We start from the raw sequence: 26,739 nt of genomic DNA, 5'->3' as shown, positions 1-26,739 counted from the left end.
CCTCACCCCGTCGATCTTGCAGTTTCGGTCGTCGAGATGCGGGCCTCTGCGTCATTTGTCGCGACAGAAACTGCAAGATCGCGGCCTGACTCCGTCGATCATGGAGTTGTGGTGCCTGATTTAGCGCTTTAACGGGCGCTTTGTTACCCACCACAAGTCCATGATCGGCGGGGCGGGCGGGGTTTGACGGAGCGCGGGCTTCGCTTGGCGATGCGTTTTTGGCGTTCATTCTGGGGGCATGCACGCTGCGCCACTGGTTGGTAGCGTGCTGGTGATGTCGCCGGTTGTTGCCGGCGGTGGTCCCCTGGGGAGGGTCGACGTGTGGGCGGACGACGCTGCGCTCGACGCGGCGGAGCGCCGGCTCGACGAGTGGGAGACGTCGCTCGCCGAGCGGGCAGCACGGGCCAAGACGATGTCGGCGACGGTGCAGGGCCTGACCGGCACCGCCCACAACACCGACCGGACTATCGACGTCACAGTCGACTCAACCGGCCTGCTGCTCGACCTACGGCTCGACGAACGCGTCCGGCAACAACCCGCCGCGCACACCGCTCGGCAGATCCTCAAGACCACCGCTGCCGCGCGCGCCGACCTGCTTCGACAGGTCAGCGCCGCAGCCAGGGAGTCATTTGGCGACGACGCGAGCGCCCAGGCCATCATCGACTCGTACCGCAGCAGACTCTCCCCCGACCAGGGATCGAACGATGCCCGCCGCTGACGGCATCCAGGTCGACCCGGACGACCTGACCGCCCACGCGGCCCGCCTCGACCGCTGCGCCAGCAGCCTCGACACCGCCCAGCAGGCAGGCCAGCGCGTCCGATTGGGCACCGACGCGTACGGGCAGCTCTGCGCGATGATGCCGGTACTGCTCGACGGCCTCCAGCGCACCCTGGTCGACAGCATCGGCGCCGCCGCCGCATCGGTACGGGACACCGCCGGCAAGCTGCGCGTCGGAGCCGACCGCTACCGACGCTCCGACGCCCACGCCAAGCAGCTACTCGACGGGGTGCGGCGACACAGGTGACGTCGAACCCGCTCGTCGCCGCCGCTGCGGACACCCCACCCAGCGCCTGGGCGGGCGTGTGGATCTGTGAGGACATCGAACTCATCGCCCAGGGCGTCCGCACCGGCAGTTGGATCGACGGCAGCCTCGGCGTCGTGAGCGCCGGCCTGGACGCCCTCGCCCTCGCCTCCGACCCGGTCGGCGCCCTGCTCCAGTACGGCATCGCCTGGCTCATCGAACACGTCAAGCCACTCAGCGAGGCGCTGGACTGGCTCGCCGGCGACCCGGCGCAGATCACCGCACACGCCCAGACCTGGCGCAACATCGCCGGGTCACTCCGCGACGACGCCGCCGAACTGGCACGCGCCGTGCGCACCGACGTCGCCGGCTGGGGCGGCAGCGCCGGTCCCGCCTACCGGGCCTGGACCGCCGAACAGCAACAGGCCATCACCGGCCTCGCCCAGGGCGCCGACACCATGGCCGCAATCACCGAAGGGGCCGCCGGCCTGGTGGCCGCCGTCCGACTCCTCGTCCGCGACGCCATCGCCGCCTGCGTGTCCCGCATCATCGTGTACGCGGGCGAACTCCTCATCACCGGCGGACTGGCCGCGCCGCTGGTCGTGGAGCAGGTCACGACCTTGGTGGCGTCGTGGGGTGCGCGGATCGCGCGGTTGTTGCGCGGGTTGCTGGCCAGCCTGCGGCGGTTGATTCCGGAGATGCGCCGGCTCGGCGACCTCATCGAGAAACTCAAGCAGGCACTGGGGCGACTCCAGAAGCAGCCGCCCACCCCACAGAAGCCGGATGGCCCCGAGCCCACGAAGATTCCGGGCGATCCCGGCCGACCGGACTTCACCAAGGCCGAGATCGACGCACGGAAGATCACCGCCTACGCCATGAACCCGGACCACCCTGTCGGCAAGAACAAGTACCGCGTTATCAACTCCACCACCGGCCTCGGGCCGGACGACGCCGACGTGATCATGCAGCAGATCCGCGAAGGCGTCGTCGCTGGCACGCCTTTGCTGGGCAAGGCCGACGAGTTCGGCCAGCGATGGAACGTGGACCTACCCCTGACGGGGCCGGGTGGCACGGTCATCGTCCGCACAGCCTGGATACTGGAGAACGGGTCCTCTTCACCTCGGATGGTGACCATCTCGTTCCCGCCCAAGGAAGGGTGACATGTTGGAGCTGTACGACGTGGTTGAACTACGAGAAGCCATTCCGGGAGAACAACTTCCTGCCGGGGCAGTGGGAACCGTCGTTCACGTCTTCGACAGCCCCTCGACTGCCTACGAGGTCGAGTTCGCCGACGCCGATGGCCACACCATCGCCATGGTCACGCTCCGGGCCGACCAGGTAATCCGCCGAGTCGGATAGTTGATCGGTGCGTCAAGCTCCGTCACAGATCACTAACTCGATCATGCACGGCGGCCTGGAGACGCCTGGTCACCGGCGTAGGCGGCGGGAGCAGTGGCCGTCGTGGTCGTCGCGGAGCACGCAGCGCCGGCCGCCTGGCATCCGCCGATCGCAGAAGACCCGGTGCCGGACGAGCTGATGGTCCTCTTCGGAGACGGTGGTCTCCCCCGGGTCGGTCATCGGCAGCACCAGCATCCACCGGCCGATGACCCGGGCCAGGCGTTGCGCGGCGGGCAGGTCGTTGGCGACGACGGGCAGGTGGATGATGTACCGCTGGCTCATCGGGCCTGGCCTTGCTCGTTGCGGGCGCGGACCTGATCGCTCTGCCAGCGACGCAGCCCGGCCTTGATGCGGGCGGTCTCGCGGCGACTCTCGGCAAGTGCGGCGTAGACGGCGGCCATGTCGCCGGCGACCCGGTCGAGGAAGGCGTACACGTCGTCGGGGTTCAGACCGCGACGCCCGAACCCGACCGGCACGAAGCGGCGCTCACGCACCTGCCACGGCAACAGACTGGTGTACGCGGCGGAGCGGTAGGTCGCACCACCGCTCGCCGTCCTCGGTCGCTGGTTTCTGGCGTTCATGTCTGCCTGCCTTCCTGATGCGGAGGGGCGAGGGGTTCGGGGAAGCACGGCGGCCGGTCGGGGGGACCGGACGGCCGCCGTGCTGTGATCAGCCTGCGACACTACGGAGTGGAAACGCAACGTTCTAAACCGCAATTTCGCTGTTGTGCATTGACTTGCTTTGCTGAAACGCGTAGGAGTTGCAGAAGCGGGTCACGCAGTGTTGCGTGTGTTGGAACCAGGGAGTGCGCGGATGCCCGAAGACATCGGATCGACAGTGCCGCGCCGGCAACTCGGCCGCCTGCTGCGACAGTTCCGCAACGAGGCCGGGGTGACGCTCGACGCCGCCGCCGAGGCCCTTGAGTACAGCCGGCAGAAGATCTGGCGCCTCGAATGCGGCCAGGGCTCGGTCCGCGTGCTGGACGTCAAGGCGATGTGCGAGCTGTACGGGGTATCGGCGGAGATGACCGAGGCGATGCGCGGGCTGGCTGCGGAGACGAAGTCGAAAGGCTGGTGGCACGCGTACGGCGATGCGGTGCCGAACTGGTTCGAGCTGTACGTGGGCCTGGAATCCGCCGCCGCCCACCTCCGCCGTTATGACGAGTCGCTCATCCCTGGGCTCATGCAGACCAAGGAGTACGCCCACGCGCTTTACCGCCTCGGCGGGATGCTGAGCGAGGAGGAACGCGAGCGGGCCGTACAGGTCCGACTGCAACGGCAGGCATTGCTCTCTCGGCGGTTGCCAGCGGCTCCCAGGCTCGAGTCCGTGCTGTCTGAGACGGTCCTCCGTCGTGGCGTTGGCGGCCCACCGGTCATGACCAAACAGCTCGCTCACCTCATCAAGCTGTCCGAGCTACCGAACATCAGCGTCCGGGTGCTGCCACTGGCAGCAGGCGCCCAGCCCGGAGCGGTCGCGGGATCGTTCGTAGTCCTCGACTTTCCGACGACCAAGGGTGGCCGTGCCGCGCCGGAGCCGTCGGTGGTCTACAGCGAGTCGTTGACCGGGGCGCTCTACCTCGACAAGCCCGACGAGTTGGCCGCCTACGAGCGCGTCTGGAAAGGGCTGGATGCGCTGGCCCTCGGCGAGGCAGAATCGACTGACATGATCAAGCGGATCGCTGGGGAGATGCGGCATGACTGACCTGACCGGTGCCGTCTGGCGCAAGAGCACCCGCAGCGGCGACAACGGCGGCGACTGCGTCGAGGTCGCCACCAACCTCGCCGACACTGTCTACGTGCGTGATTCCAAGGATCAGGCCGGACCGGCTCTCACCTTTCGCCCAGCCGCTTGGTGCGCTTTCGTCGGAGGCGCCCGCAACAACACGCTGACCGACTGAAGTCGTATGCCCTCGCAGTCGCACGGAGGTGGGGACGGCCCGTGCAGTCCGATGTGCGGGACCAAACGGCGGGTGCGTACTGAACACCCGTGCCGAGCCAATCCATCCAGCCCGGTGGCGATTACCTCACGAGGAAAGTCGACCCGCTGGCCCTTCTCTGCTACCCCGTCACGGATCAGGAAGGCCACATGCCGTGGGCTTGACCTCCGCCACGGGAAGCATCAGTTCATCAACCTGCCCTCGCCGTACCACTGCAAGAGGTCCGCGAGCGTCGTGCGGGCCGGGAAGTCCTTCAAGTCCTGGGCAACAACGGTGAGCTGCTCGCGAAAGTCCTCGTGTGCGCCCATCCTCGGATCCTCCGAGGTACCCCTGGCGTAGAGGACGAAGAAGGTTGCCGGACGGCGGTCGGCCTTGGGTCGGATCACCCGGCCCATGCGCTGGATCATCTGGCGTCTACTTCGACTGCCGGCCATGATCACGCCAACCTCTGCCTGCGGGACATCGATCCCCTCGTCCAGGACCCGCGGCGCGGTCAAGACCTTCACCTGCCCGTGCTTGAATGCCGCGAGCCGCCGCTTGCGTTCCGTCTGATGCAGGGCGCTCGTGAAATCCAGGGCAGCGACACCGTTGCGGCGGAGCACTGCCGCCGCCTTTTCGGCGCTGGCCCTGGTCTCGCCGAACACCAGCCCTTGGTCAGCCACCGCCAGAACCGGTGCCAGGGACGCGAGAGTCTCCTGCTTGTGGTGGCAGTCCGCGAGCAGCTGACGCCGCTTGCTGAAAGCATGCAGGTATCGGCGCGCGTCCGCCGTAGCATTGCGGTTCCCGTTGCCCCCTTGGCTCAGCTCATTGACGTGGGCCATGAACTCACCGAACGGTTCGTCCGGACAGCCATGATCGAGGATCAGCCGACCACGGAGAGTCCTGGCACGCTCGTCGTAGAGGTCGTACTGCTCACGCTCATCCGCAGTAAAATCGGTGCCGAGAAAGCCCACGCGAAAGGGCGCAAGGATCCCGTCGGCCAGGCCACGCTGATAGCTGCAGCCCATCACCACGCCGCCGAAGTAGGGCTCAAGGTGCTCCTCCAGACCATCGTCCTCGCGCGCGTACGTCGCCGTCAGTCCCAACCGGGCACCGAACTCGGGCTCCAGTGCCCAGGCGAACGTCTTCGCCCCGTACCGGTGCACCTCGTCAGCGATGAGCAGTCCAGCCGATCCCGGGCGCAGCATCTGGTACCTGGCTGCCGAGTGGACGGTGGCCACCAAAACCTGGTGGTCGTCGAATGAGTCCCCGTGGCCGTCCCCGAGTCGTCCGACGCGAGTATTCCGAAGATCACGGCTCAACACCTCATGCCACTGATCGAGCAGTTCCCTGCCGGGCACGAGCACCAACACCTTCTCGCCGGCCTGCACCGCCGCTGCCGCTGCGAGAACCCCCACCGTCGTCTTGCCTGTCCCGGTGACGGCCTCCACAACTCCACATCGGCCCCCGGTTTGCCACTGGGCGAACGCCTCGGCCTGCCATGCACGAGGGGCCTTGCCGACGTAGCAGCGCGGCAATGGTGCCGCCGGCGTGAGCGGATCGTTCAGGTCGACGAGTTGCGCTTGATCGGTGAGGCGCCAGACCGGAGGCGCACCACCATCATGCGCAAAGGTGTCTGGGCTGGCGTACAGCATTCGGTTGACGTCTGTCGTGGTGAGGTCGACAAGGCCCATGCGCTGCAGCCCTGTCAGCAGTTGCCGCTTGTGCTGGCCAGGCCGCTCCACCAATAGCTGCCACAACGCCAACCACATTCGCTCCCGCTGCACCCGTTGCCCTTTCCTGTTGGTTCGACACTCCCGCAGTCGCCGGGTCGTCGACTGCCAGAGGTGCTTCATCTACTCCCGGCTTGGTCAGGTCGACGAACTGCGGTGTGTGACGCTGCGGGCCAGCACGATGCGGCGCAACTGGCGTACGCCGAGTTCGAAATCCTCGATGTCGCCTGGCCCGACACCGTCGCCCAGTTCGGCATAGGCAGCCAGGGCTTCATCGAGCGCATCCAGGACGGCGCTCTCAGCACAGGCAGCGTCGGCGCTATCGGCTGCGCTCAGCAATGGAGAACCCCACGGAGTACCCGGCTGCTGCGAGGCGGAGTCCGTGAAGATCAACTGCTCGACCTGTTCCGGCGTGATTCGCAACTCGTCGGCCCATCCGCTCAGCAACGCCAGGTACCGGCGGTAGTGCGCTACCTGCCAGTTCAAACTCACCGAGAAGGCCGCATTCCGCCACAGCCAGCGCTGCACCAGACTGTCGAGCACCAACGCGGGTGCCTGGGCCGCGCCGCAGAAGAAGAGGTACTTGGTCGCGAAGGCGACGCCGAGGTAGCGCAGGCGGTTATCCGTTAACCAGGCAAAGGCTTCAGCCCCGCCGTCGCGGCGGACTCGTATTGCCGCCTCCCGGAGCAGGGTTGGCGCATTCGGATTGACCCGCAGTACGCGCGCTGTCCGAAACGCACCGTATCCGATCGACCCATAACCCCACACCATGGCGCTGACGAAGGCTTGGACCGCCTCGGCCTCGCCGTCACCGGCATGGCACCCTCGCTGCGCCACAACGTCACGGTCAATCCTGTCCGGAAGCTCGGCAAGAAGGTCGTGATGGTCCGGCAACGTCGCTTGCCACGTGGATCGGTTCCACTTCATGGCACGCTGCGCTGGACGTCCAGCGGCGTTCCAACTCGCGAACAGATCCCGGAGGCGATCCGGGAGGGCAGGAACAGGCTTGTCGGCCGTCATGTCAAGCTCCAGTGGTCCGGCGGGAGGTTGTCCGCCCGACGATCGATGCAAACTCCGTGCTCCACGTCAGCAGGCGGCGGTCATGAAGGCAGAAACGGAGTGGGCGCACGGATTCCGACCACTCAGCTAAGGCAATCCACTGTGGGCGGAGCAGCCCACGATAGGCGGAAGTCGAAGGGATTCCCCAAGAACGTCCTGTCGGCTTCGCGACACCTGCTCAACGGGTCTCGCCACGATGAGCCGCCTCGCAAGAGGCCCTCCTCCGAACAGACTGGACACGCCCGCCGGTCATCGCTTCCATGTGGACGGGCGGCGTGGCTGACAGGTCTGCCGGCCGCGCGACGGACGCCCAGCACTTCAATTCGGCAGGCGACGTATCGGAGGGCGGCATCACCAGCAGGGGTTCGATAGGCGACTGGTACGCCGACGCGGGAATGCGGGCAGCACGGATCACGGCCGCGATTGGGAGAACGACGGCGTGCCGGCTGGCCTGCCGTGACCGCGGACGAGGTGCGCGCCGCGCTTGCTGCTGCGGGCGGTAGCGGCCACCGCGCTGCTGTTCGCCGGCGACAGCGCCACCGCCCGTCATTACGCCACGCCACGGCAACGTGCGGACGAGGAACCCTCCTCCGGCCAACTGAGGCTGTTCGAGCTGGACCCGTCGTGGGCGGTGAGCACCGCCATGGCGCAGTCCGTGGCGGATGACTTGCGTGCGGAGGGCACCCTCTACCGCGCCCCGCTGCCGAACGGCAAGACCCTGGACGTGTTCCGCGGCGTAGAGAGCAACCTCTATCGCTACCTTGCGAACGGCCAGGTCGCCGCGTACCTCCGGGCGGCACCGCTGATCCGCCGCCGATGGTCGCGGTCCCGGCCGCGCAACGGCGTGGTGTCGTTCGGCCGGGACGGCACGGTCCTGACCATCCGCGTCACGGACCGGCGACGCTGAGACGTCGAGGGGTCTGCTGCGGCTCAATGCGCCGCTCTGGCCGCCGGCACGAAGGCTGTCCACCGCCCCGGCCTGACGTTCGCCCACGTCAAAGGGGCACAGCGGCCACGCCTCACGAGGCCGCCGACGGCCTGTCGCACGTGGCTCGCAGACGGCGGGAGGAGTCCTTCGACCTGCGCCCTCGGGCGCACGCCCTGGTCGACGCGTTCCTGCTCGACTGAAATGCGAACACCACGCTCTGAGCTTTCCCCGGGTGCCCCGAGCGTCCGGTGCTGAGCCTCTGATTCGTCTGCGACATCAGCTCTACAGCGTCCAACCACCATCAAGGCTCCCGACTCTGCCGCTCGCCCCAGCCGGGCCGGCAGTGGCCTCCCCACTGCCACCGCTCAGCCCGGGCGGATCGATGAGCCGTCGGTCCGCGGACACACGCCTGGAGACGACCACTGACGACGTACCGACACCGCAGCGCTGCCTGGCGGCGGCCGACCTGCTGCCAACTCGGCAAGGGGCGTCTGGGCGAGCAGGTCGGCGCGACAGCTCCAGTGGCTTATGGTAATAAACCGGACACCCGCCCCCGGGTGTCCGGTCCGGGCCGTGGGATTCACGCTGTTCAGCCGGAGGGGTGACCGATGACCGCGAACGCCCGCGACGTCGACGACTGCTGAGATGGACTGGGCCGGATGGGCGTTGTTCGGGTTGGTCGCCACCGCGGCGCTCACCGCTGCGATGATCACCGCTCAACTGGCCGGTCTCACCCGGCTCGATATTCCCCTGGTACTCGGGGCCTTCGTCACCGAGGACCCCGATCGGGCCCGGGTCGTCGGGTTCTTCCTCCACCTCTGCACCGGTCAGGGTTTCGCCCTGGGTTACGCGGCCACGTTCGCGCTGTTGCATCGGGCGGACTGGTGGATCGGGGCACTGCTCGGGATTGTGCACGTCGGGATCGCGCTGACGGTGATCTTGCCGCTGCTTCCTGGTGTCCACCCGCGCATGGCCTCGCAACGGGCGGGACCGGCAAGCACGGCGGTGTTGGAGCCGCCCGGGCTGTTCGCTCTCAACTACGGCATCCAGACCCCGCTGGTCACGGCTGTCGTCCACCTTGTCTACGGGGTTTGTCTCGGGCTGCTCCTGCAACCCAGGTGACTCGTGGCTGACCGGCCGCCGATCAGCGACTACGGTCTGCTGGGCGACACGCGCGCCGCTGCCCTGGTCGCGAGTGACGGCGCGATGGACTGGTTCTGCGTTCCACGCTTCGACGGCGATCCCCTGTTCGGTCGACTGGTCGGGGGCCCGGACGCCGGAACGTTCCGGGTGGGCCCGGCCGGGCCGGCCACCGTCGTTGAACGCCGGTACCGGCAGCACACCGCCACCCTGGAGACCACGTGGGCGGCGGGCGGTGGGCGGCTCCGCCTCACGGAGGCGATGGTGGCCGAGGTCAGCGGTCGCCTGCTGCCCACGACACTGATCGTGCGACGGCTGTCGGCCGAGCAGGCAGCGGTCGAGGCGGTGGTGGAGTTCGATCCCCGCCTTGGCGCGCGGCACCACCGGCCCCGGGCACAGCACCGGCGCCAGGGGCTCGTCTGTGAGTGGGGGGCGTTGGCGGTCGCGCTGGACAGCACGCCCACGTTCAGAATCGAACCGGGTCGGCCCACCTCGATGACGGTCAGGCCGGGGCATCCGGTCACCCTCGTGCTGGCCGTCGCCCACCGCGAACCGGTGGTCCACGTCGACCCGACAGCCGCCTGGGAACTACTCGTCGAGGACGAGGCCCGCTGGCGGGCCTGGACCGCGGAGATCGACGAGCGGTTGCCCTTCCGGGATCACGTCGTACGCAGTCTGCTCACCTTGCGCCTGCTGACCTACTCGCCCTCGGGAGCGCCGGTGGCCGCACCGACCACCTCACTGCCCGAGGATCCCGGCGGTGTACGGAACTGGGACTACCGCTATGTCTGGCCGCGTGACGCCAGCATCGGGGTCAGCGCCTTCCTCAGCGTCGGCAAGACCGACGAGGCGCGCGGTTTCCTCGCCTGGCTGTTGCACGCCACCCGGTTGCAACGGCCACGCCTGCCGGCGCTGCTCACCCTGCACGGCCGGCGCGTTCCCGCGGAACATGACCTGGTTGGTTGGCCCGGCTATCGCAACAGCATTCCGGTACGGATGGGCAACGGCGCCGCCAGTCAACACCAACTCGACGGCTACGGGTGGGTGATCGACGCCGCCTGGGTGTTCGCTCAGGCCGGGCACCGCCTCCCCGCCGAGACGTGGCGGACGGTCCGCGGTTTCGCTGACGTGGTCGCCAGTCAATGGCGGGAGCCCGATGCGGGTATCTGGGAGGTACGGGCACCGGCCGAGCACGTCCATTCCAAGCTCATGGGTTGGCTCGCCCTGGACCGCGCCCTGGCCATCGCCGGCACGCACCCCCTACCGCAGCGGCAACGTCGACGCTGGCAGGACGCCCGGGACGCCATCGCCGCCGAGGTCCGGACGCGCGGTTTCGACCCGACGGCGGGCAGCTACGTCCGCAGGTACGACTCCCGGGATCTCGACGCGGCCCTGCTCGTCCTGCCGCTGCTCGACATGGACCGGACCGATTCACCCCGGGTACGCGGCACCATCGACGCCATCCGGAGCAGGCTCTCCGCCGGCGGGCCACTGCTCTACCGCTACCCGCCCGGACGTGACGGCCTGCCCGGCACCGAGGGCGCGTTCCTGCCCTGCTCGTTCTGGCTCGTTCAGGCCCTCGCCCGCACCGGGCGTCGCCGTGAGGCCGTCGAGCTGTTCGAGGCCATGGTCGACCACGCCAGCCCGCTCGGCCTCTACCCGGAAGAGGTGGACCCGGCGACGGGCGTCCACCTCGGCAACTACCCTCAGACGCTGACCCACGCCGCGTTGATCCAGGCCGCACTCGCCATCCGGGACGCCCCCGCGCGGGTAGGGTTCCGATCATGACGATTCCGCACCTGACGGCCGCTGACGGCACGACCCTGCCGGCGATCGGGCTCGGCACCTACAAGCTGAACGGCTCGGCGGGTGTCGACGCGATCGGTCAGGCGATCCGGACGGGCTACCGGTTGATCGACTCGGCCGTGAACTACGAGAACGAGGGCGCTGTCGGCCGGGCCGCCCGGTCGGCCGGTGACCTGCGGGACGAGCTGGTCGTCACCTCGAAGCTGCCGGGTCGGCACCACCGCTACGACGACGCGCTGACCACCATCGAGGAGAGTGTGTTCCGCACCGGCCTCGACCACGTCGACCTGTACCTGATCCACTGGCCGAACCCCAAGGAAGACCGGTACGTGCAGGCGTGGCGGGCGCTGATCGAGGCGCGTGAGCGCGGCCTGGTGCGGCACATCGGGCTCTCCAACTTCCTGCCCGAGCACATCGAGCGGTTGGTGGCCGAGACCGGGGTCGCCCCGGTGGTCAACCAGATCGAGGTGCACCCGTACTTCCCGCAGCAGGAGGCGCTCGACTACCACCGGGAGCACGGCATCCTGGTGCAGGGGTGGAGCCCGCTCGGCCACGGCAACGACCTCCAGCAGCACCCCGTCGTCGTGGAGATCGCGACCGCGCACGGCGTCAGCCCGGCGCAGACGATCCTCGCCTGGCACGTGGCCCGTCAGGTGATTCCGCTGCCCAAGGCCGCCTCCCCGCAGCGGCAGGCCGAGAACCTGGACGTCTTCGGTATCACGCTCACCGACGCGCAGGTCGAGGCCATCACCGCGCTGGGCCGCCCGGACGGGCGGCTCTCGGACCAGGACCCGGCGGTGTACGAGGAGTTCTGACCGAGCCGACATGCGAGCGCCGTGACGAGCGTGATGACTGTGCGGCATCAATATGCCTGTGAGTCATCACGCTCATCCGCAAATCCGGCGCCGACCGCGGTGCCGAGCCGCGTCACCCGGGCCGCCGGTGCCCGGGTGACGCGGTGTCGCTCAGACGAGCCCGCCGAGGGCCGGGTCGCTGATGCTCTCCTTACCGTTCTCGACGTGACCCGCGCAGCGGTACGCGAATTCGGCGTCGCCCGCGACGGAAACCGTCAGGTCGTACCAGCCGTGGGTGCGGGTGAGCGTCCACGTGGCGCGCTCGGTCTCGCCGGGTCGCAGCGACAGCGTGACCGGTCGGGCGTTGTACCCGTCGCGGACAGTCACCTCGACCCGATTCGACCCGCGGTTGGCGAGCGTGAGGGCGAGCTTGTTGCCGTGCTCGTCGTAGGCGGGGGTGACGTCGAGGTGGGACCGGCCGTCGGTGAACCGGCGGAAGAACCCGTTCGGCCCGTGCACGGACAGGTCGTACCCGGAGGTGGCCGGCCACGTGTCGCTCAGGTGCTTGCCCGCCTCGACGGTGTAGCTGCGCGGGGCGTCGGCGGTGCCGGTCTGGCGGACCTGGAAGACCGCGGCGACGCCGCCGGAGTTGCGGAAGTCGATCCGGAACGAGTCGCCGCCGCGGTGCCCGTCGGCGTGCAGGGTGTACGGGATCGGCCGGGCTGGGCGTACCCCGTGCTCCTGCCTGGGCAGCCGCTGTTCCGCCGGCGGGACCGGCACCTCGTCGGGGTGCCGGACCAGGTCCTCGGGCTTGAAGTCGTCGGTGTCGGGCAGCCTGACGTCGCGCGAGCGGTTCGGGTTCCGGAAGTCGAACGCCGTGGTCAGGTCGCCGACGACGGCCCGCCGCCACGGGGTGATGTTCTTCTCGATCAGGTCCGGCCGGCCGTGCCCGAACCGCGCCTCCAGGAATTTGATCAATGAGGTGTGGTCGAAGACCTGGGAGTTCACGTAGCCGCCGCGCGTCCACGGCGAGACGATCACCATCGGCACCCGGATGCCGAGGCCGTACGGGCCGGCCGGGTGGTCGGCGTCGCCGGGGAAGATCTCGTTGGTGGTCGGCACCGTCGACTGCCCGTGCTCGCGGCTCTGCGGGGGCGTCGGCGGGACTACGTGGTCGAAGAAGCCGCCCTCCTCGTCGTACGTGATGAAGAGCGCCATCCTGCTCCAAACCTCGGGGTTCGCGGCGAGGATGTCGATGACCTGCGAGATGTACCAGGAGCCGTACGCCGGTTCCCAGTTCGGGTGCTCGGTGTACGCCTCGGGGGCGGTGATCCAGGAGACCTGCGGCAGGCGCCCGGCCTCGACGTCGGCGCGGAAGTCGGCCAGCAGCGCCTCCGGGTCGCGCCCCTGGGTGCGGATCTCCGTGCCGGTCTTGGCCCGGTCGGCCAGCGGCGTTCCGGGCTGCGCGTTCTGGTACTGGTGGAAGTAGAGCAGCGAGTTGTCGCCGTAGTTGCCGATGTACGGGTCGTTCGTCCAGCCCCAGGACCCGGCGGCGTTGAGGCCGGTGCCGACGTCCTGGTAGATCTTCCAGGAGATGCCGTTGCGCTCCAGCCGCTCCGGGTACGTGGACCAGTCGTAGCCGGCCTCGGCGTTGGTGATGACCGGGCCACCGCCCTTGCCGTCGTTGCCGACCCAGCCGCTCCACATGTGGTAACGGTTCGGGTCGGTCGGCCCCATCAGCGAGCAGTGGTAGCTGTCGCAGACGGTGAACGCGTCCGCGAGCGCGTAGTGGTACGGCAGGTCCTGGCGGGTGTGGTAGGTCATCGCCGTGACGCCCTTGCTCGGCACCCACTTGTCGAACCGGCCGTCGTTCCAGGCGGCGTGCCCGTCGTTCCAGCCGTGCGGCGGGTCCGGCAGGAAGGTCTGGCCGAGGTCCTTCACCTCGGGGCGGAAGGGCAGCAGCTCGTCGTTCCCGTTGGGCTGGTGCCACACGTCCCTGCCGGACGGCAGTGTCGCCGGATGGGGGTCGCCGAAGCCGCGTACGCCACGCATGGTGCCGAAGTAGTGGTCGAAGGAGCGGTTCTCCTGCATCAGGATGATGACGTGCTCGACGTCCCTGATCGTGCCGGTCCGGTTGTTCGCCGGGATGGCGAGCGCCTTGCTGAGGTCCAACGGGAGCGCCGCGCCGATCGCGGGAACTCCCATCGCCTTGAGGAACGTACGGCGATCCACTGTGCCCATAACTCCGCCTTTGTGCGATCTGGTCGGGAAACTGGCGACCGGACGCTACCGACGACGGGTTGACGGCAGATGACCGTAGTTCGTTGGTTTTGCGACCACTCGTCGACCGGCTCTGCGCCCTTGACGAGTGCCGCTCAGGCCGCTGTGGCGTCGACCCGGGTGAGCCGTCGATGCCCGCTCGGGCTCAGCCCGTGCACACGTTTGAAGGCCGCGCTGAAGCCGAACGCGTCCGCGTACCCGAGGCGACGCGCCACGGCGGCGACCGTCGCCGTCGATTCAGACAGCAGGTCCGCGGCCACCGCCATGCGCCAGTCGGTCAGGTAGGTGAGCGGCGGTTCGCCCACCAACGCGGTGAACCGTTTCGCCAGTGTGGACCGGGAGACCCCGGCCTGGGCGGCAAGGCTGGCCAGCGTCCACGGTCGGCCCGGCGCGTCGTGCATGGCGCGCAGCACCGGGCCGACCGTGTCGTCGCTGAGCGCGCGATACCAGCCGGGCGTCTCGGCCTCCGGCTGGTCGAACCAGTCCCGCACCGTGCACACCAACAACCAGTCCAACAGGCGGTCCAGCACCACCTGCCGTCCGGGCCGACCCGCGTCGAGCTGGGCGTCCAGGTAGTCGCGCAGCGCTGCGCAGTCCTGGTCCTCCGGCACGACGAGCACCGGCGGCAGCGCGCCCAGCAACCGCTGCGGCACCCGGCCCCGGACCTGGTACACCCCGACCAGCAGCACGACACGGTCGGTGTGATCCGTGCCCACCGGATCGAGGACCCCGGTCTGGCCACGCCGGACGTCGCGCAGCTCCCCGGGCTCGAAGCTCGACCGGGGCTCGGCGGAGAAGACGAACGGCGCCGGCCCGCGCACGATGGCCGCCTCGCCGACCCGGACCGGGCGGGGCTTGTCGCTGTCCGGATGCGAGATCCAGCCCTCGCCCCGCATCGGAACACAGAGCGTCAGCGGGGCGCCGTCGGTGAACCGCAGCGCCCACGGCGGCGTCAGCACCGACCGGCCGAAGGCCGCGCCGTCGGCGTGCAGACCGCGCAGCAGATTGTCGAACGGGTCCATGCCACCGACGATAGATCGCGGAGGATGGACCGCGGACGATCGGACATGCCCGGCGTACGACAGGACATGTCCCGCCGACGACCGGGCGCGTTGACTCGTGGTCATGACGACGGACGTAGCTTCGACACTCGTGATGGCCGGCACCGGCAAGACCGGCCGCCGCTTGGTTCAGACGTTGCGGGCGGCGGGTCACCACGTCCGAGCCGCCTCTCGCTCCGGTGAGGTGCGCTTCGACTGGTCGCGGCGGGACACCTGGCGGCCGGCTCTGGCAGGCGTCTCTGCCGTCTATCTGCTCGCTCCGGAGGACCCGGCGCTGGCCACCGACTTCGTGACGCAGGCAGTCGACTCCGGTGTCGGCCGGATCGTGGCGCTCTCCGGGCGCGGGATCGACCGGGTTGATGACTTCTCCCCCGGCATGCTCGCCGCGGAAGAGGCGGTGCGGAAGTCCGGCATCGAGTGGACGATCATCCGGCCCAACAACTTCAGTCAGAACTTCAGCGAGGACCTGTTTCGCCAACCACTGCTCGACGGTCGGCTCGCCCTGCCGATGGGCGCTACGCCCGAGCCGTTCGTCGACGCCCAGGACGTCGCCGACGTGGCGGCGATGCTGTTGACCTCGCCCGGTCACCACGAACAGGTGTACGACCTGTCCGGCCCCCGTGCGCTCACCTTCGCGACGGCGGTGGCCACGATCGCGCGGGTGACCGGCCGCTCGATCCGCTACGTGGAGCTCACCCCGGAGCAGTACCACGCCGAACTGCTCGCCGAGGGTTATCCGGCGGAGGCGGCCACGGCGCTGAACGCCCTGTTCGCCGGGATGCGGGCGGGCCACCTCGCCGAGCCGACCGACGGGGTACGTCGGGTTCTCGGACGGGACCCGCTCGACTTCGACACCTACGCCGCGCGGGCCGCTGCGGCCGGCGCGTGGTCGTAGTCCGCCCGGCGGCGTCGCAACAGGTGATCTGCCCGCCTAGGGCGAGCACCCCGACGTACCGTGAGATCGTGCCGACGAGAGATGTACTCACCAAGGCTGACCTCGCTGAACTTCGCCGCTCGGCGCTCGGGACGGCCAACCCGCTCGGTGTCGCCGCTGACCTCGCGGAGGCGGCGGAGCAGGGCCGGTTGGAGGACCTGGACGACGCCGGGGACGCCCTGACCCTGGCCGCCGAGATCGCGGAGATCCGGGCGCGGCCCGAGGCGGCCCTGCGGTACGCGGAGCAGGCCGTGGCGGCGTACCCGTCCGGCGATGATCCTCGGGCCGGGTTCGCCCGGGCGCTGCGGGCCCGCGCCCTGTTCCGGGCCGGCGGTCAGGACGACGAGGCCATGGCGGAGTTGACCGCCTTGCGCCCGTTGCTGCTCACGCAGCCCGACGCCGCCGCCTACGTCAGCGCGGCGCTGGACGCCGGTGGTCGTTCGGCGATCGCCGAGACGTGGCTGAGCGAGGCTGTCGACTCCGTGCTCGGCGAGCGTGCGACCGCCGGCGCGTCGGCGATCACCGCCACCGACCCGGTGATCGATCTCGGTCCGCCGGACGCGCCCGGTGTGACTTTCTTCCTGCTGCAACAACGGCATCGGGTACGCCGGAACCTCAACCTGCCGCACGACCGGCAGGACGATCTGGCAGACCGGCTGGAGACCCAGCTCGTCCGGCGGGCCGGTGAGCGCAGGGACGCCGAGTCGGATCTGCTCTTCTGGCCGCGGGCCGAGTTCGATCGCCTGCTCGCCGAGCATCCCGCCCTCAGCGAGGTGTACGGGCCGGACTGGGACGCGCACCGGGGCCGGCTGGAGACGGAGCTGGTTCGGCTGCGGGGTGCCGGTCAGGCCGGGCTGGGCGTGTTCGGCGCGACGGTGGCCGGGTTGACCGCGTTCGCCGGTCGACGTGACGGCGACCCGGCCGACGCGGGCGTCCGCGCGGGGTACGCGGCCGAGGTGTCGGCGCGGCCCAGCGCGCGGATCGCCTGGCCGCCGGAGCGCAACGACGCCTGTTGGTGCGGGTCGGGCCTCAAGTACAAGAAGGACTGCCTGCCGCGCTCGCGGAGCTGACCGCGGCGGTCATCGCGCTGCGCCGGTCGACCTGGCCCGGAGTAGCGTCCCTGACGGCTTTGACGTTGGTAGCCGTTAGGAGAGCCTCGTGCTGGTCATCGCGCACCTCAGTGACACCCACCTCGACAGCCATCCCCGGTCGGCCGAGCGGACCGCCCGGGTGATGGACTACCTGCACGGCCTGCCCCGACAGGTCGACGCGATCCTGATCACCGGGGACATCGCCGACCACGGCGAGGTGGCCGAGTACGAGACCGCCGCGAAGCTCTTCGAATCCCCGCTGCCGGTCATGGTCTGCCCCGGCAACCACGATGTACGCGACGCGTACCGCAAGGGTCTGCTCGGTGACGACGACGGCGGCACCGGCCCGATCAACGCCCGCCACGACGTGGCCGGGGCGGTCTTCCTCCTGGCCGACTCCTCCGTGCCCGGTGCGGACGACGGTCACCTGGACGAGGAGACGATGGCCTGGCTCGCCGACGAGTTGGGTTCGGTGCCGGCCGGGACACCCACGTTCATCGCCCTGCATCACCCGCCGGTGGTGCTGCACCACCCGGTCATCGACCCGATGCGGCTGCTGCCGGCCGACCCCCTGGCCGCGCTCGTCGCCGCCCACCCGCAGGTCGTCGCCGTGCTGACCGGGCATTTCCACACGGCCGCCGCGAGCACCTTCGCGGGCCGTCCACTGCTGATCGCCCCGGGCGTGGTCTCCACGCTGCGGATGCCCTGGGAGGGCGACGGCCCGTTGACCACCCAGACCCAGCCGCCCGGCGTCGCGTTCCACGTCTACGACGACGCCGGGCGGCTCACCACCCACTACCGGGTGGTGATCTGAGGATGCACGGGGTCGCGGTGCTCGGCTTCCTGGTCGCCGTCGCGCCGATCACCGCCACGCCGGGCGCGAGCCTGACCCTGGTCGTCTCGCGGGTCGCCACCGGCGGGCGGCGGCAGGGCTGGTGGGTCATCCTGGGTACGGTGACCGGGCTCTACGTGCACGCCACGCTGGCCGCTGTCGGCCTGGCCGCGCTGGTGCTCCGCTCGTCGCAGGCGTTCTGGGTCGTCAAGCTGGTCGGGGCCGGTTATCTGGTCGGGCTCGGGCTCTGGATGCTCTGGTCCGCGTCGCGGCGTCGCACGGAGGCGGGACGGCGACCGACGGGTTCCGCCCGGAGGTTGCCCTGGCGGGTGGACCACCCGTACCTGCAAGGGTTGCTCGGCAACGTGCTGAACCCCAAGGCCGCCGCCATCTACCTCACCTTGGCGCCGCAGTTCCTCGAACCGGGCCGACCGGTGCTGCTGCCGATGGTACTGCTCGCCACGGCGCACGCCGCGCTGCACACCTGTTGGCTCGCTGGCTGGACCGTCGTCTCCGGTGCCGCCGCCCGGTTGCTCCGCACCGCATCGGTGCGACGAAGGCTCGATCGGCTGACCGGCGTGATCCTGGTCGGCCTCGGCGTACGCGCGGCGACGACCTGAGTCACGTCGCGACAGGTGATCGATCGGCGGGGATGACACGCCCGCTTGGTACCGCTAGCGTCCCGGTGTGGACGATCACCGTCCACGCCGATGTCACCGGAGGAGACGCCGATGTTCGAGGAGTTCATGGGCATCCCCGCCCACCCGCTGGTGCTACACGCCGCTGTCGTGTTCGTGCCGCTGCTGGCGCTCCTGACGATCGGCTACGCGCTCGTCCCGCTGATCCGGCCGCACACCCGGTGGGTGCTGGGACTGCTCGCTGTGGGTGCGCCGATCGCGGCCCTGCTGGCGAAGCTCAGCGGCGACGCCTTCTTCGAACGCATGCGTGCCGCCAACCGGGTGACCCCCGAGTTCCTGCCGACGCTGGAGACGCACCAGGAGTTCGGCGACATCACGCTCTGGGCCGCGATCCTGTTGGGCATCGTGGCGCTGGCACTGGTCCGGTTCGTCGCGCCGAGAGCCGCCGAGGCGATCGCCGACGGACGTCCCTCTCGACCGCTGACCATCGCGTTGCAGGTGCTGTCGGTGATCGCCGCCGGCATCGCCGTGTACTACGTGATCCGCACCGGCGACTCCGGCGCGAAGGCGGTCTGGGAAGGTCAGTGACGGTGTGGTGTCGGCCCGGCCGGAGCCGGGCCGACACCATGTCGACCGTCAGCCGGCGCGGTACGCCCGGATGATGGTCTGGTCGATTCCGCTACCGCCGTTGGCGGTGGCCTTGACCCGCAGCGAGACGGCCTGCCCGGTGGTGGCCTTCGGCAGCGCGACCCGGTAGGCGTCACCGCTGCCGGTGACGCGGGCGGACTTCCAGGTGGCGCCGTCGTCGGTTGACGTCCAGACCTGGAACGACGTCACCTTCTGCGCCTTCACACCGTGCGCCTGCCGGACGGCCAGCTCAGCCGTTCCGTCGACCGGGTGGTTGTCGTGGTCCATCGGCAGGGCGTAGTCGACAGCGAGCAGCGGCAGCGGCACGCTCCCGGTCCCGTCGGGGCCGGCTGACCGGAACGTCCACGAGGTGTTGACCTTGGTGGAGATCGGCAGGATCAGACTCGTGTCGACGTCGAGCGTCACCCGGTAGTCGGCCATCGACTGCGCAACGGTGAAGTCGCCGTACGGGCCGGACCGCTCGTCGACGAGCGTGCCGTTGCGGTACAGCGACAGCGTGCGCTTAACGCCGATCACCTCGCCCTGCAGGCAGTCGGCCCGCTGGTGCTGGTCGGTCAGCGTCACCATGTCCAGGTGCAGGTTGCCGCGGGTCCGCGACGGCGGGGTGGCACAACTCCAGTCGGCGCCGGCCGGGTCGTCGTACCAGTCGGAGTGCAGCGGCTGCCGCGCCCAGACCTTGGACTGCTGGCTGCCCGGCCGGTACTGGCGCGGCGCCTCCATGGCCCCCAGTCCGCCGTAGACACCCTGGTCGGCCCAGACGATCTCCGGTGAGAGGTACGACGTCCGGCTCGGCGGCATGACACCCTCGAAGGTCTGGGTCACCGGCACCCCGTCGGGAGTCTCGCCGAATCGGACGAACGTGGTGTACATCTCCGGTGAGTCGGTCTGGTGGAACGTCTCGTCGATGCGGGCCAGCCGGGCCTGCTCCGCTCTGGTGACCCGGAACGACGGGTCGGCCGGCACGCCGCCGGCGTACTCGTGCACGATGTTGTAGCGGTACGGCTTCGCGGTGCCGGCCGGCGAATCCATGTTGACGGCCGCCCAGGTGCGCCGCGATCCGATGGTGGGCTTCGGGACCGCCACGCTGCGGACCGCCGTGGCCACCCCGAACCCGCTGATCTGGTGCCACCACGGCAGGCCGTTCACCGCGGTCTGGAAGGTGGTGACGTCGGTCCGGGTGGTCGTGGTGGCCGCCCCGTCGACGGTCGCCGTGACCGGCCGGGCCTGCGCCGGGTCGAGGGTCACGCTCCGCGGGCCCCGCACGTCCAGGTCACCCGCCGCGGTGAGGGTGCTCTCCTGCACGTCGCTGTCGACGTAGTAGGCGATCGACGCGCCAAGCACCGAGTACCGGCCCGCCGGCACCCGCAGGGTGACGGTCTCCCCCGGCGTGCCGCCGCCCCCGCCGTAGAACAGCAGGGGGTCGGTGAGGTTGGCGACCATGACGTTGATCCAGCTGTCCGCGCCGTCCCGCAGACCGGGCATCGGCTTGGTGTGGATGGTCAGGTCGTAGCTGGGCGGCTCGACGTAGAAACTCACCGGCGTGGTCACGACCGGCTTGCGGCCGCTGCGGGCGGTGACGGTGGCCAGGTAGAGGCCCGGCCGGCTGCCCAGCGCCGCGCGATTGATCCGCAGGGTCGCCGCGCCCGTCGCGCCCCGCTTGAGGGTCACCCGGTTCGTCGACAGCGACGCCGCGCCGCGCGGTACCGGCTGGCCGTCGTGGTTGACCACTGCCACGTCGAGGTCGAGGACGGTCGTCGACTCAGCGGTCCAGCTCAGCTTCGTCTCGCTGGTCCCCGACTGCGGGTACGCGAACGTGCCGAGGTTGACCACCGGCTGGTTGCTGGTCGGGCCGCCGAGGGCCCGGGCCGCGTTGAGCCGGCCGGCTCCGACGGCGTACGGGTCGATGCCGGTCAGCGGGTCGGCCGCGCCGACCAGTGCGGCCTTGAGCTGCTGGCCGGTCCAGTCCGGGTGACGCTGGGCGAGCAACGCGGCGGCGCCCGCCGCGTGCGGGCTGGCCATCGAGGTGCCGCTGATCGCCTCGTAGTGCTCGTCGATCGGGTCCTGGAGGTTGGTGCCGGCGGCCCGGGCCGCGACGATGTCGACGCCCGGCGCGACCAGCTCCGGCTTGGCCACGTGGCTGTCGACCAGTGGTCCCCGGCTGGAGAAGTCGGCGAGCCTGTCGTCGCGGTCGACGGCCCCGACGGTCAACGCGCTGGACGCCGAGCCGGGCGAGGAGATCTGCGCGCCGCTGTTGCCGGCCGCGATGACGAACAGCGTGCCGGTGGACGCGCTCAGGGCGTCGACGGCGAGCGAGAGGGGATCGCTGCCGTCGTCGGCGTCGCTGCCACCGAGGCTCATGTTGATGACGTCGGCGCGGGGGGCGGCCCACTCCATGGCCGCGATGATGCCGGAGTCCTCGCCGTAGCCACGGTCGTCGAGGACCTTGCCGATCAGCAGCTTGGCGTCGGGCGCGACACCGCGACGCTGACCGCGTGCGGCCGCGCCGGTGCCGGCGATGGTGGAGGCGACGTGCGTACCGTGGCCGTTGTGGTCGACGGCATCACCGCCCTCGGCGGTGAAGTCGGCCCGCTCGGCGACCCGGCCGACCAGGTCCGGGTGGGTGAAGTCGGCGCCGGTGTCGAGCACCGCGACGGTGGTCCCCCTGCCGGTGTAGCCGGCCTTCCAGGCGTCCGGCGCGTCGATCTGGGTCAGGTTGCGGTCCAGGCCGGCGGGCTTCGCGCCGGCGGGCAGGGCGGTGGCGCGGACCTTACGGTCGAGCCAGACCTTCTTCGCCCCGGCCAGCAGCGAGTTGGTCGCGAGCTTCGCGGTGGCCGGGCTCTTCTTGGGTACGCGGCCGGCGACCGCGCCGATGCTGGGCAACGGCAGCACGTCACCGAGCGCGGCGACGCGGGCGGACGCGGTGGCGGGCTGCACGATGAGCGGCAGCTCGGCGGAGTTGTCGTCGTCGTACCCGTCGGCGATCAGCGTGGTGACGTCGAACAGGTCGGGGTCGAGGACCGAGCCGATCTGGGACGCGACGCGGGCGGGGACGACGTGCAGGTGACCGTCGGGGCCGCAGCTCTGGTCGATGACCGCGTTCTCGTCGACGGGCCGGATCGTGGCCTGCGGGCAGCCCGAGCCGTTGGTGCGAACGGTCACCACGTCGCCGGTCAGCAGGGTGACGGTGTGCGTCCTGCCGTCGGTCGAGGCGGCGGGTGCGCCGGGTCGGTCGATGCCGCCGGCTGTGGCCGATCCGCCCGGTAGGGCGGTCAGCGTCGTGGCCGTGACGGCGACCGCCATCAGCCACCGCGTTCTTCTGAGCATGGTGCTCCTCGTCTAATGTGGACGAAAGTGCCTCATCGGGCGACTTTCTGCAAGATCATATGCAGGTCAACGATCTTCGGGGAGCCCTCGACGAGGAGGTTTTCACGCTCTTAACAGTGGGAGCACCCGCCGGCCGAGCAGGTCGATCCCGCCGTGCGGCGTCAACCCGTGCGGGGTGCCGAACTCCACCCGGCTCGCCCCGGCGTCGAACACCGCCGCGGCCTGCGAGGCCACGTGCTCGGGTGTGCCGGAGACGGCGAACAGGTCGAGCAGGTCGTCGCCGATCAGCGCCCCGGCGAGGTCGTCCTCCCGACGACCGACGTGCTGCTGGACCCAGGCCAGCAACTCCAGGTCCGCCTCGGGTCGTGGGCGGCGACCACCGCCAGGTACATGGCCACCTCCCGGCGGGCCACGCCAGCGACCAGCGCGCCCACCTGATCATCGCGGTGACGCCACCGACCCCCTGACCGGCCACCGTGGGCAGCCGACGGGATCGACGGGACGCCGCGGCGGACCTAGCATGACCACGAATGGATCTTCGAGATTGGCCCCTGCCGACCCACGGCAACCAGCCCAACCGAAGGGAGACGCGCATGCGTCGACCCCGTCATCTCGCGCTACTGAGCGTCGGCGTTTCCGGCGCTCTGGTGCTCAGCGCAGCCCCCACCGCAACGGCTGCACCACCCGCCGCCACCACGCCCACCGGCATCGTGGTCAGCGACGGCATGACCCAACCGGTGTTCTCGCTCGCCGACGCGATCGAGGAGCGGGTGTTCGTCCAGACCCCGGTGGACACCGACCACGACGGTCGGCCCGACCGGGTGGCGATCGACATCTCCCGGCCCCGGGAGACCGGCACGCAGGGCTTCAAGGTGCCCGTCATCTTCGAGCACAGCCCGTACCGCAAGGGCACCTGGGGTGACGTGCCGTACCCGAGCGTGCTGGTCGACGACCTGCCGCAGAACGGCCTCACCGACCGCACCGGGCGTCGTGCCCTCGACGCCGGCGCGCAGCGGGCCCAGGCGAAGGCCAACCTGCCCGGCTCGCTGGACGACTACTACGTGCCCCGCGGGTACGCGGTGGTGCTCGGCCAGAGCGTCGGTACGGGCGACTCCGACGGCTGCCCGACCAGCGGCGACCAGGCCGAGACGCTCGGCACCAAGGCGGTCATCGACTGGCTCAACGGCCGGGCCAAGGGGTACGACGCCAACGGCGCCCCGGTCACCGCCGGCTGGAGCACCGGCGCGGTCGGCATGACCGGCGTCTCCTACAACGGCACCCTGCCCAACCAGGTGGCCACCACCGGCGTCAAGGGGCTCAAGACCATCGTCCCGGTCTCCGCGATCAGCAGCTGGTACGACTACTACCGGGCCAACGGCCTGGTGGTCGCGCCCGGCACGTTCCAGGGCGAGGACCTCGACATCCTGGCCCAGTACACCGCCGGGCAGGCGCGCGCCGAGGGGCCCTGCGCCGACGAACTCGCGGACATCACCGCGAAGCAGGACCGGGTCACCGGCGACTACTCGAAGTTCTGGCAGGACCGCGACTACCTCGACGCCCGCGACGTCAAGGCCAGCGTCTTCGTCGTGCACGGCCTCAACGACTGGAACGTGAAGACCGAGCACTTCGCCGGCTGGTGGGACCAGCTCGCCAAGCGCGACGTCCCCCGCAAGATCTGGCTGCACCAGGGCGGCCACGGTGGTCCGGGCAGCAGCGCGTCGGTGACCCTGCCCAGTGGGCAGACGTGGACGTACAAGCAGACCGAGAACCGCTGGTTCGACTTCTGGCTGTGGAACGTGCGCAACGGCATCATGGACGAGCCGACGGCGGTGCTCCAGCGCGAGGACCGCGCCTACACCACGTACGCCAACTGGCCCGACCCGGCCGCACGGGAGGTCGGGCTGCGCTTCGCCGCCACCGACGCCACCGCACCCGGCACGCTCACCACCGGAAAGCCGCCGAAGGCCAGGGTGGAGCAGAGCTTCGTCGACGAGGGCCGGACCATCCACCCGGACACGCTCGTGTCCAACCCGGACACCGCCAGCGCCAACCGACTCGCCTACCGCTCCCCCGAGCTGACGCAGAGCGTGCGCATCTCGGGGCGTCCGGAGATGCGGTTGCGGATGGCGATCGACAACAAGCCGGACGCGAACCTCACCGCGTACCTGGTCGACTACGGCCCGGCCGGGTCGACCGCCGCCCCGACCGTGGTGACGCGAGGTTGGATGGACCCGCAGAACCGCGTCAGCGCCGCGCGGACCGCGCCGGTCAAGCAGGGCAAGCTGTACGACTACCGGTGGACCATGGAGCCGAAGGACTACATCTTCCCGGCGGGACACCGGATCGGCGTTGTCGTCTTCTCCAGCGACCAGGAGTACACGTTGCTGCCGCTGGGCGGCACCGAACTGCGGGTCGCGCCGAACGACAGCGAACTGCGACTGCCGGTCGTCGGCGGCCGGAGCGTCCTCGGGTTCTGATTCCATCTTCGCGCCCCGGGTGGGGCAGTCCGACACCTTCGGGCTGCCCCATCCGCACGTCAGAACCACCGCGAGTGCCCGCCCCACGCGTGCCACCCCGCGCGTCCCGGCCCGGCCCTTCGAGCGTCGATCATGGAGTTGTGGTGCCCGGTTTGGTCACGACTGAGGGACTTGTCACCCACCACAACTGCATGATCGACGACACTGGCGGGCGATTCGCGAACAGCAGCTCTCCTCCCGCGACGGCGTTCAGGTCGGGGATCGAGCGTCCTTTCCGGCACCCTGCGCACATCCGCAAGGTCGTGCTCGATCCTTGATGTAGTGGTCTCGTGGCACAAGGAAGGCCCTGCTTCCTGGATCAAGCACGATCTTGCACCGGGTTCGCACTGGGCCGAGCTGGGCCAGGCCGCGTCACACGACGCGGCAACCCGACCGCCCCCCTCCGGCAACCTCGACCAGCCGAGCCGAACGACTCGTAACCCGACCAGGCCCTGACCGCACCACGCGGCAACCCCAACCGGGCCCGACCGCACCACGCGGCAACCCCAACCAGGCCCGACCGCACCATACGGTGACCTCAACCAGGCCCGACATCACACGCACCCCCGACCAGGCCGACATCACCCACGCGGTGACCCCGGTCAAGGCCGACCACACGACGCGCCGCCCCGCAGTCAACCCCCGCGCGGCACACGAACGGTGCAGGCAAGCATGATCCACTCGGGTTCCGTGAAGTCGGGGCATCCTGGGCAGCGGAATACCGCGACTTCCGGGAAACCGAGTGGATCATGCCGCGCTGACCGCCATGTCGGACGTCGCTGCGGCGGCGACTTGGGCATTTTGTCGGGTTCGGGGTGAATGTCGGGTGGTTGGGGCCACCCCGGCCGCGGAATCGGCGGCCGGCCCGGGTCGTTATACCTGGCAGACCACCGCAGCAGCCCGGGTCAACCCCAGGCCAGGGCCCGCCAAAACACCCGGCAGGCCACCTCATTACACCCCCCGCAGGGCCGAGCACCACACAGCCGCCACGGCAGCCCCGCAGCCCCCTGGGAACACTAGGCAGGCCGCCCCGGTTACACCCCCGACCGGCCGAGCACCACAACGGCCGGGCCGCCACCGGGAACACCCGCCCGGCCGCCGCGGTTACACCCCCGGACCGGCCGAGCACCACAGGCAGGTTGATCCCCTCGCGGGCCGGGCGGAATGACCGGCCACCGCGAACGGTTGCACCCCTGTCCCGACGCCGACCCCGTTGCGGGTCGCCGGGCAGAACCCCTCGAACTTTCCCGCACGATGACGCACCCCCGTTGAGTGGTCGTGTGGGTTTTCCCCTGAGGCAGAGGAGCACGCCATCATGCGTACCGATCTGATCCGTAAGACCGCCCTGACCGCCGCTGGGCTCGCGTTCGCCGGTGGTGCGATCGCCGGGCCGGTGACCGCCGCTTACGCCATGTCCGATGCCAAGCCGGCCACTCAGACGCAGACTGACCGTAAGGGTCATGGTGAGCGGGAGTTGGGTGTGCGCTACGAGGCGCAGCCGAACTTCTACTACTGCGGGCCCGCCGCGACCCGTAACGCCCTGAGTGTGCAGGGTAAGAACATCAACGTCGATGACATGGCCAAGGAGATGGGCACTACCGAGGCCGGTACGAACTCGAT

25 protein-coding genes are annotated in these 26,739 nt (G+C 69.9%); 17 read left to right on the top strand and 8 right to left on the bottom strand.

Translation table 11 applies throughout. The features are described 5' to 3' along the window. Positions 1-238: 238 nt before the first annotated feature. From AB0877_RS03385 to AB0877_RS03370, 4 genes are read left to right on the top strand one after another with little or no spacing between them, the layout of a single operon-like run. Positions 239-718, top strand: coding sequence for a YbaB/EbfC family DNA-binding protein (locus AB0877_RS03385; protein WP_366606250.1), 480 nt, complete (start codon positions 239-241; stop codon positions 716-718). Beyond that, a complete protein-coding gene (locus AB0877_RS03380; protein WP_366606249.1) occupies positions 705-1,025 on the top strand; it encodes a type VII secretion target in 321 nt (106 codons plus the stop codon). The genes AB0877_RS03385 and AB0877_RS03380 overlap by 14 nt, the downstream gene beginning before the upstream one ends. Then, on the top strand, positions 1,022-2,182 hold the full coding sequence (locus AB0877_RS03375) for a WXG100 family type VII secretion target (protein ID WP_366606247.1): 1,161 nt from the start codon (positions 1,022-1,024) through the stop codon (positions 2,180-2,182). Before AB0877_RS03380 ends, AB0877_RS03375 begins: the two co-directional genes overlap by 4 nt. A 1-nt stretch (position 2,183) precedes the next feature. Further along, the gene (locus tag AB0877_RS03370) at positions 2,184-2,381 is read left to right on the top strand and encodes a DUF4926 domain-containing protein (protein ID WP_366606246.1); all 198 of its coding nucleotides are present in this window, start codon (positions 2,184-2,186) and stop codon (positions 2,379-2,381) included. Positions 2,382-2,450: 69 nt separating this feature from the next. Here AB0877_RS03370 and AB0877_RS03365 read toward each other — a convergent pair whose 3' ends face one another. Both AB0877_RS03365 and AB0877_RS03360 read right to left on the bottom strand, forming a co-directional pair. Continuing rightward, positions 2,451-2,702, bottom strand: coding sequence for a hypothetical protein (locus tag AB0877_RS03365; protein ID WP_366606245.1), 252 nt, complete (start codon positions 2,700-2,702; stop codon positions 2,451-2,453). Then, positions 2,699-3,001: a DivIVA domain-containing protein gene (locus tag AB0877_RS03360; RefSeq protein WP_366606243.1), complete on the bottom strand. Its 303-nt coding sequence runs from the start codon at positions 2,999-3,001 to the stop codon at positions 2,699-2,701. Before AB0877_RS03360 ends, AB0877_RS03365 begins: the two co-directional genes overlap by 4 nt. A 232-nt stretch (positions 3,002-3,233) precedes the next feature. On the opposite strand from AB0877_RS03360, the gene AB0877_RS03355 reads away from it, so the two are divergent. After that, positions 3,234-4,121 (top strand): helix-turn-helix transcriptional regulator, encoded by an 888-nt coding sequence (locus tag AB0877_RS03355; RefSeq protein ID WP_366606241.1) that lies wholly within the window; start codon positions 3,234-3,236, stop codon positions 4,119-4,121. Next, a complete protein-coding gene (locus tag AB0877_RS03350) occupies positions 4,114-4,317 on the top strand; it encodes a DUF397 domain-containing protein (protein ID WP_366606239.1) in 204 nt (67 codons plus the stop codon). The genes AB0877_RS03355 and AB0877_RS03350 overlap by 8 nt, the downstream gene beginning before the upstream one ends. A gap of 221 nt (positions 4,318-4,538) precedes the next feature. On the opposite strand, the gene AB0877_RS03345 is transcribed toward AB0877_RS03350, so the two are convergent. Both AB0877_RS03345 and AB0877_RS03340 read right to left on the bottom strand, forming a co-directional pair. Continuing rightward, positions 4,539-6,191, bottom strand: a complete 1,653-nt coding sequence (locus AB0877_RS03345; protein ID WP_366606237.1) for a DEAD/DEAH box helicase — start codon at positions 6,189-6,191, stop codon at positions 4,539-4,541. A 15-nt stretch (positions 6,192-6,206) separates the two neighbouring features. Then, a complete protein-coding gene (locus AB0877_RS03340) occupies positions 6,207-7,088 on the bottom strand; it encodes a hypothetical protein (protein ID WP_366606235.1) in 882 nt (293 codons plus the stop codon). Positions 7,089-7,611: 523 nt separating this feature from the next. Between AB0877_RS03340 and AB0877_RS03335 the strand changes: the two genes are divergently transcribed. From AB0877_RS03335 to AB0877_RS03320, 4 genes are all read left to right on the top strand, one after another. Continuing rightward, a complete protein-coding gene (locus tag AB0877_RS03335) occupies positions 7,612-8,034 on the top strand; it encodes a hypothetical protein (protein ID WP_366606234.1) in 423 nt (140 codons plus the stop codon). 666 nt (positions 8,035-8,700) lie between these two features. Then, positions 8,701-9,177 (top strand): hypothetical protein, encoded by a 477-nt coding sequence (locus AB0877_RS03330; RefSeq protein ID WP_366606232.1) that lies wholly within the window; start codon positions 8,701-8,703, stop codon positions 9,175-9,177. Positions 9,178-9,180: 3 nt separating this feature from the next. Next, a complete protein-coding gene (locus AB0877_RS03325) occupies positions 9,181-10,983 on the top strand; it encodes a glycoside hydrolase family 15 protein (RefSeq protein ID WP_366606230.1) in 1,803 nt (600 codons plus the stop codon). Continuing rightward, entirely contained in the window at positions 10,980-11,816 is an 837-nt protein-coding gene (locus AB0877_RS03320; RefSeq protein WP_366606228.1) for an aldo/keto reductase, read from the top strand. Before AB0877_RS03325 ends, AB0877_RS03320 begins: the two co-directional genes overlap by 4 nt. Before the next feature lie 150 nt (positions 11,817-11,966). On the opposite strand, the gene AB0877_RS03315 is transcribed toward AB0877_RS03320, so the two are convergent. After that, positions 11,967-14,036: a phosphocholine-specific phospholipase C gene (locus AB0877_RS03315; RefSeq protein ID WP_366606226.1), complete on the bottom strand. Its 2,070-nt coding sequence runs from the start codon at positions 14,034-14,036 to the stop codon at positions 11,967-11,969. A 134-nt stretch (positions 14,037-14,170) separates the two neighbouring features. Beyond that, positions 14,171-15,097, bottom strand: a complete 927-nt coding sequence (locus AB0877_RS03310; RefSeq protein ID WP_366606224.1) for an AraC family transcriptional regulator — start codon at positions 15,095-15,097, stop codon at positions 14,171-14,173. A 103-nt stretch (positions 15,098-15,200) separates the two neighbouring features. On the opposite strand from AB0877_RS03310, the gene AB0877_RS03305 reads away from it, so the two are divergent. The 5 genes from AB0877_RS03305 (at position 15,201) to AB0877_RS03285 (ending at position 19,219) form a co-directional block, all read left to right on the top strand. Further along, positions 15,201-16,031 carry an NAD(P)H-binding protein gene (locus AB0877_RS03305; protein WP_366606222.1) on the top strand — a complete coding sequence of 277 codons (831 nt, stop codon included), beginning with the start codon at positions 15,201-15,203 and terminating at the stop codon, positions 16,029-16,031. A gap of 68 nt (positions 16,032-16,099) precedes the next feature. Next, on the top strand, positions 16,100-17,140 hold the full coding sequence (locus AB0877_RS03300) for an SEC-C domain-containing protein (RefSeq protein ID WP_366606221.1): 1,041 nt from the start codon (positions 16,100-16,102) through the stop codon (positions 17,138-17,140). Positions 17,141-17,228: 88 nt separating this feature from the next. Next, positions 17,229-17,975 (top strand): metallophosphoesterase, encoded by a 747-nt coding sequence (locus tag AB0877_RS03295; protein WP_366606219.1) that lies wholly within the window; start codon positions 17,229-17,231, stop codon positions 17,973-17,975. A 2-nt stretch (positions 17,976-17,977) separates the two neighbouring features. Next, positions 17,978-18,613 (top strand): LysE family translocator, encoded by a 636-nt coding sequence (locus AB0877_RS03290; protein ID WP_366606217.1) that lies wholly within the window; start codon positions 17,978-17,980, stop codon positions 18,611-18,613. Positions 18,614-18,724: 111 nt separating this feature from the next. After that, a complete protein-coding gene (locus tag AB0877_RS03285; RefSeq protein WP_366606216.1) occupies positions 18,725-19,219 on the top strand; it encodes a DUF2231 domain-containing protein in 495 nt (164 codons plus the stop codon). Between the two features lie 48 nt (positions 19,220-19,267). On the opposite strand, the gene AB0877_RS03280 is transcribed toward AB0877_RS03285, so the two are convergent. Together AB0877_RS03280 and AB0877_RS03275 are read right to left on the bottom strand one after the other, a co-directional pair. Then, a complete protein-coding gene (locus tag AB0877_RS03280; protein ID WP_366606214.1) occupies positions 19,268-22,603 on the bottom strand; it encodes a S8 family serine peptidase in 3,336 nt (1,111 codons plus the stop codon). A 102-nt stretch (positions 22,604-22,705) separates the two neighbouring features. After that, positions 22,706-22,948 (bottom strand): hypothetical protein, encoded by a 243-nt coding sequence (locus AB0877_RS03275; RefSeq protein WP_366606213.1) that lies wholly within the window; start codon positions 22,946-22,948, stop codon positions 22,706-22,708. A 248-nt stretch (positions 22,949-23,196) separates the two neighbouring features. Here AB0877_RS03275 and AB0877_RS03270 point away from each other — a divergent pair, with 248 nt between their 5' ends. Beyond that, positions 23,197-25,080, top strand: coding sequence for a Xaa-Pro dipeptidyl-peptidase (locus AB0877_RS03270; protein ID WP_366606211.1), 1,884 nt, complete (start codon positions 23,197-23,199; stop codon positions 25,078-25,080). Positions 25,081-26,434: 1,354 nt separating this feature from the next. Next, positions 26,435-26,739 (top strand): C39 family peptidase (locus AB0877_RS03265; RefSeq protein ID WP_366606209.1); only part of this gene is annotated, 305 nt, incomplete at its 3' end.

This window comes from Micromonospora sp. NPDC047644, assembly GCF_040704315.1.
Taxonomy (GTDB): domain Bacteria; phylum Actinomycetota; class Actinomycetes; order Mycobacteriales; family Micromonosporaceae; genus Micromonospora.
Note: the sequence above shows the minus strand (reverse complement) of the source record. Positions and strands in the feature narration are given on the sequence as shown.

What these genes read in the sequence shown, in the direction of transcription:
- AB0877_RS03385 (WP_366606250.1), top strand. Translation starts at nt 239, where the DNA reads ATGCACGCTGCGCCACTGGTTGGTAGCGTGCTGGTGATGTCGCCGGTT.
- AB0877_RS03380 (WP_366606249.1), top strand. Translation starts at nt 705, where the DNA reads ATGCCCGCCGCTGACGGCATCCAGGTCGACCCGGACGACCTGACCGCC.
- AB0877_RS03370 (WP_366606246.1), top strand. Translation starts at nt 2,184, where the DNA reads ATGTTGGAGCTGTACGACGTGGTTGAACTACGAGAAGCCATTCCGGGA.
- AB0877_RS03365 (WP_366606245.1), bottom strand. Translation starts at nt 2,702, where the DNA reads ATGAGCCAGCGGTACATCATCCACCTGCCCGTCGTCGCCAACGACCTG.
- AB0877_RS03360 (WP_366606243.1), bottom strand. Translation starts at nt 3,001, where the DNA reads ATGAACGCCAGAAACCAGCGACCGAGGACGGCGAGCGGTGGTGCGACC.
- AB0877_RS03355 (WP_366606241.1), top strand. Translation starts at nt 3,234, where the DNA reads ATGCCCGAAGACATCGGATCGACAGTGCCGCGCCGGCAACTCGGCCGC.
- AB0877_RS03350 (WP_366606239.1), top strand. Translation starts at nt 4,114, where the DNA reads ATGACTGACCTGACCGGTGCCGTCTGGCGCAAGAGCACCCGCAGCGGC.
- AB0877_RS03345 (WP_366606237.1), bottom strand. Translation starts at nt 6,191, where the DNA reads ATGAAGCACCTCTGGCAGTCGACGACCCGGCGACTGCGGGAGTGTCGA.
- AB0877_RS03340 (WP_366606235.1), bottom strand. Translation starts at nt 7,088, where the DNA reads ATGACGGCCGACAAGCCTGTTCCTGCCCTCCCGGATCGCCTCCGGGAT.
- AB0877_RS03330 (WP_366606232.1), top strand. Translation starts at nt 8,701, where the DNA reads ATGGACTGGGCCGGATGGGCGTTGTTCGGGTTGGTCGCCACCGCGGCG.
- AB0877_RS03320 (WP_366606228.1), top strand. Translation starts at nt 10,980, where the DNA reads ATGACGATTCCGCACCTGACGGCCGCTGACGGCACGACCCTGCCGGCG.
- AB0877_RS03315 (WP_366606226.1), bottom strand. Translation starts at nt 14,036, where the DNA reads ATGGGCACAGTGGATCGCCGTACGTTCCTCAAGGCGATGGGAGTTCCC.
- AB0877_RS03310 (WP_366606224.1), bottom strand. Translation starts at nt 15,097, where the DNA reads ATGGACCCGTTCGACAATCTGCTGCGCGGTCTGCACGCCGACGGCGCG.
- AB0877_RS03305 (WP_366606222.1), top strand. Translation starts at nt 15,201, where the DNA reads ATGACGACGGACGTAGCTTCGACACTCGTGATGGCCGGCACCGGCAAG.
- AB0877_RS03290 (WP_366606217.1), top strand. Translation starts at nt 17,978, where the DNA reads ATGCACGGGGTCGCGGTGCTCGGCTTCCTGGTCGCCGTCGCGCCGATC.
- AB0877_RS03285 (WP_366606216.1), top strand. Translation starts at nt 18,725, where the DNA reads ATGTTCGAGGAGTTCATGGGCATCCCCGCCCACCCGCTGGTGCTACAC.
- AB0877_RS03280 (WP_366606214.1), bottom strand. Translation starts at nt 22,603, where the DNA reads ATGCTCAGAAGAACGCGGTGGCTGATGGCGGTCGCCGTCACGGCCACG.
- AB0877_RS03270 (WP_366606211.1), top strand. Translation starts at nt 23,197, where the DNA reads ATGCGTCGACCCCGTCATCTCGCGCTACTGAGCGTCGGCGTTTCCGGC.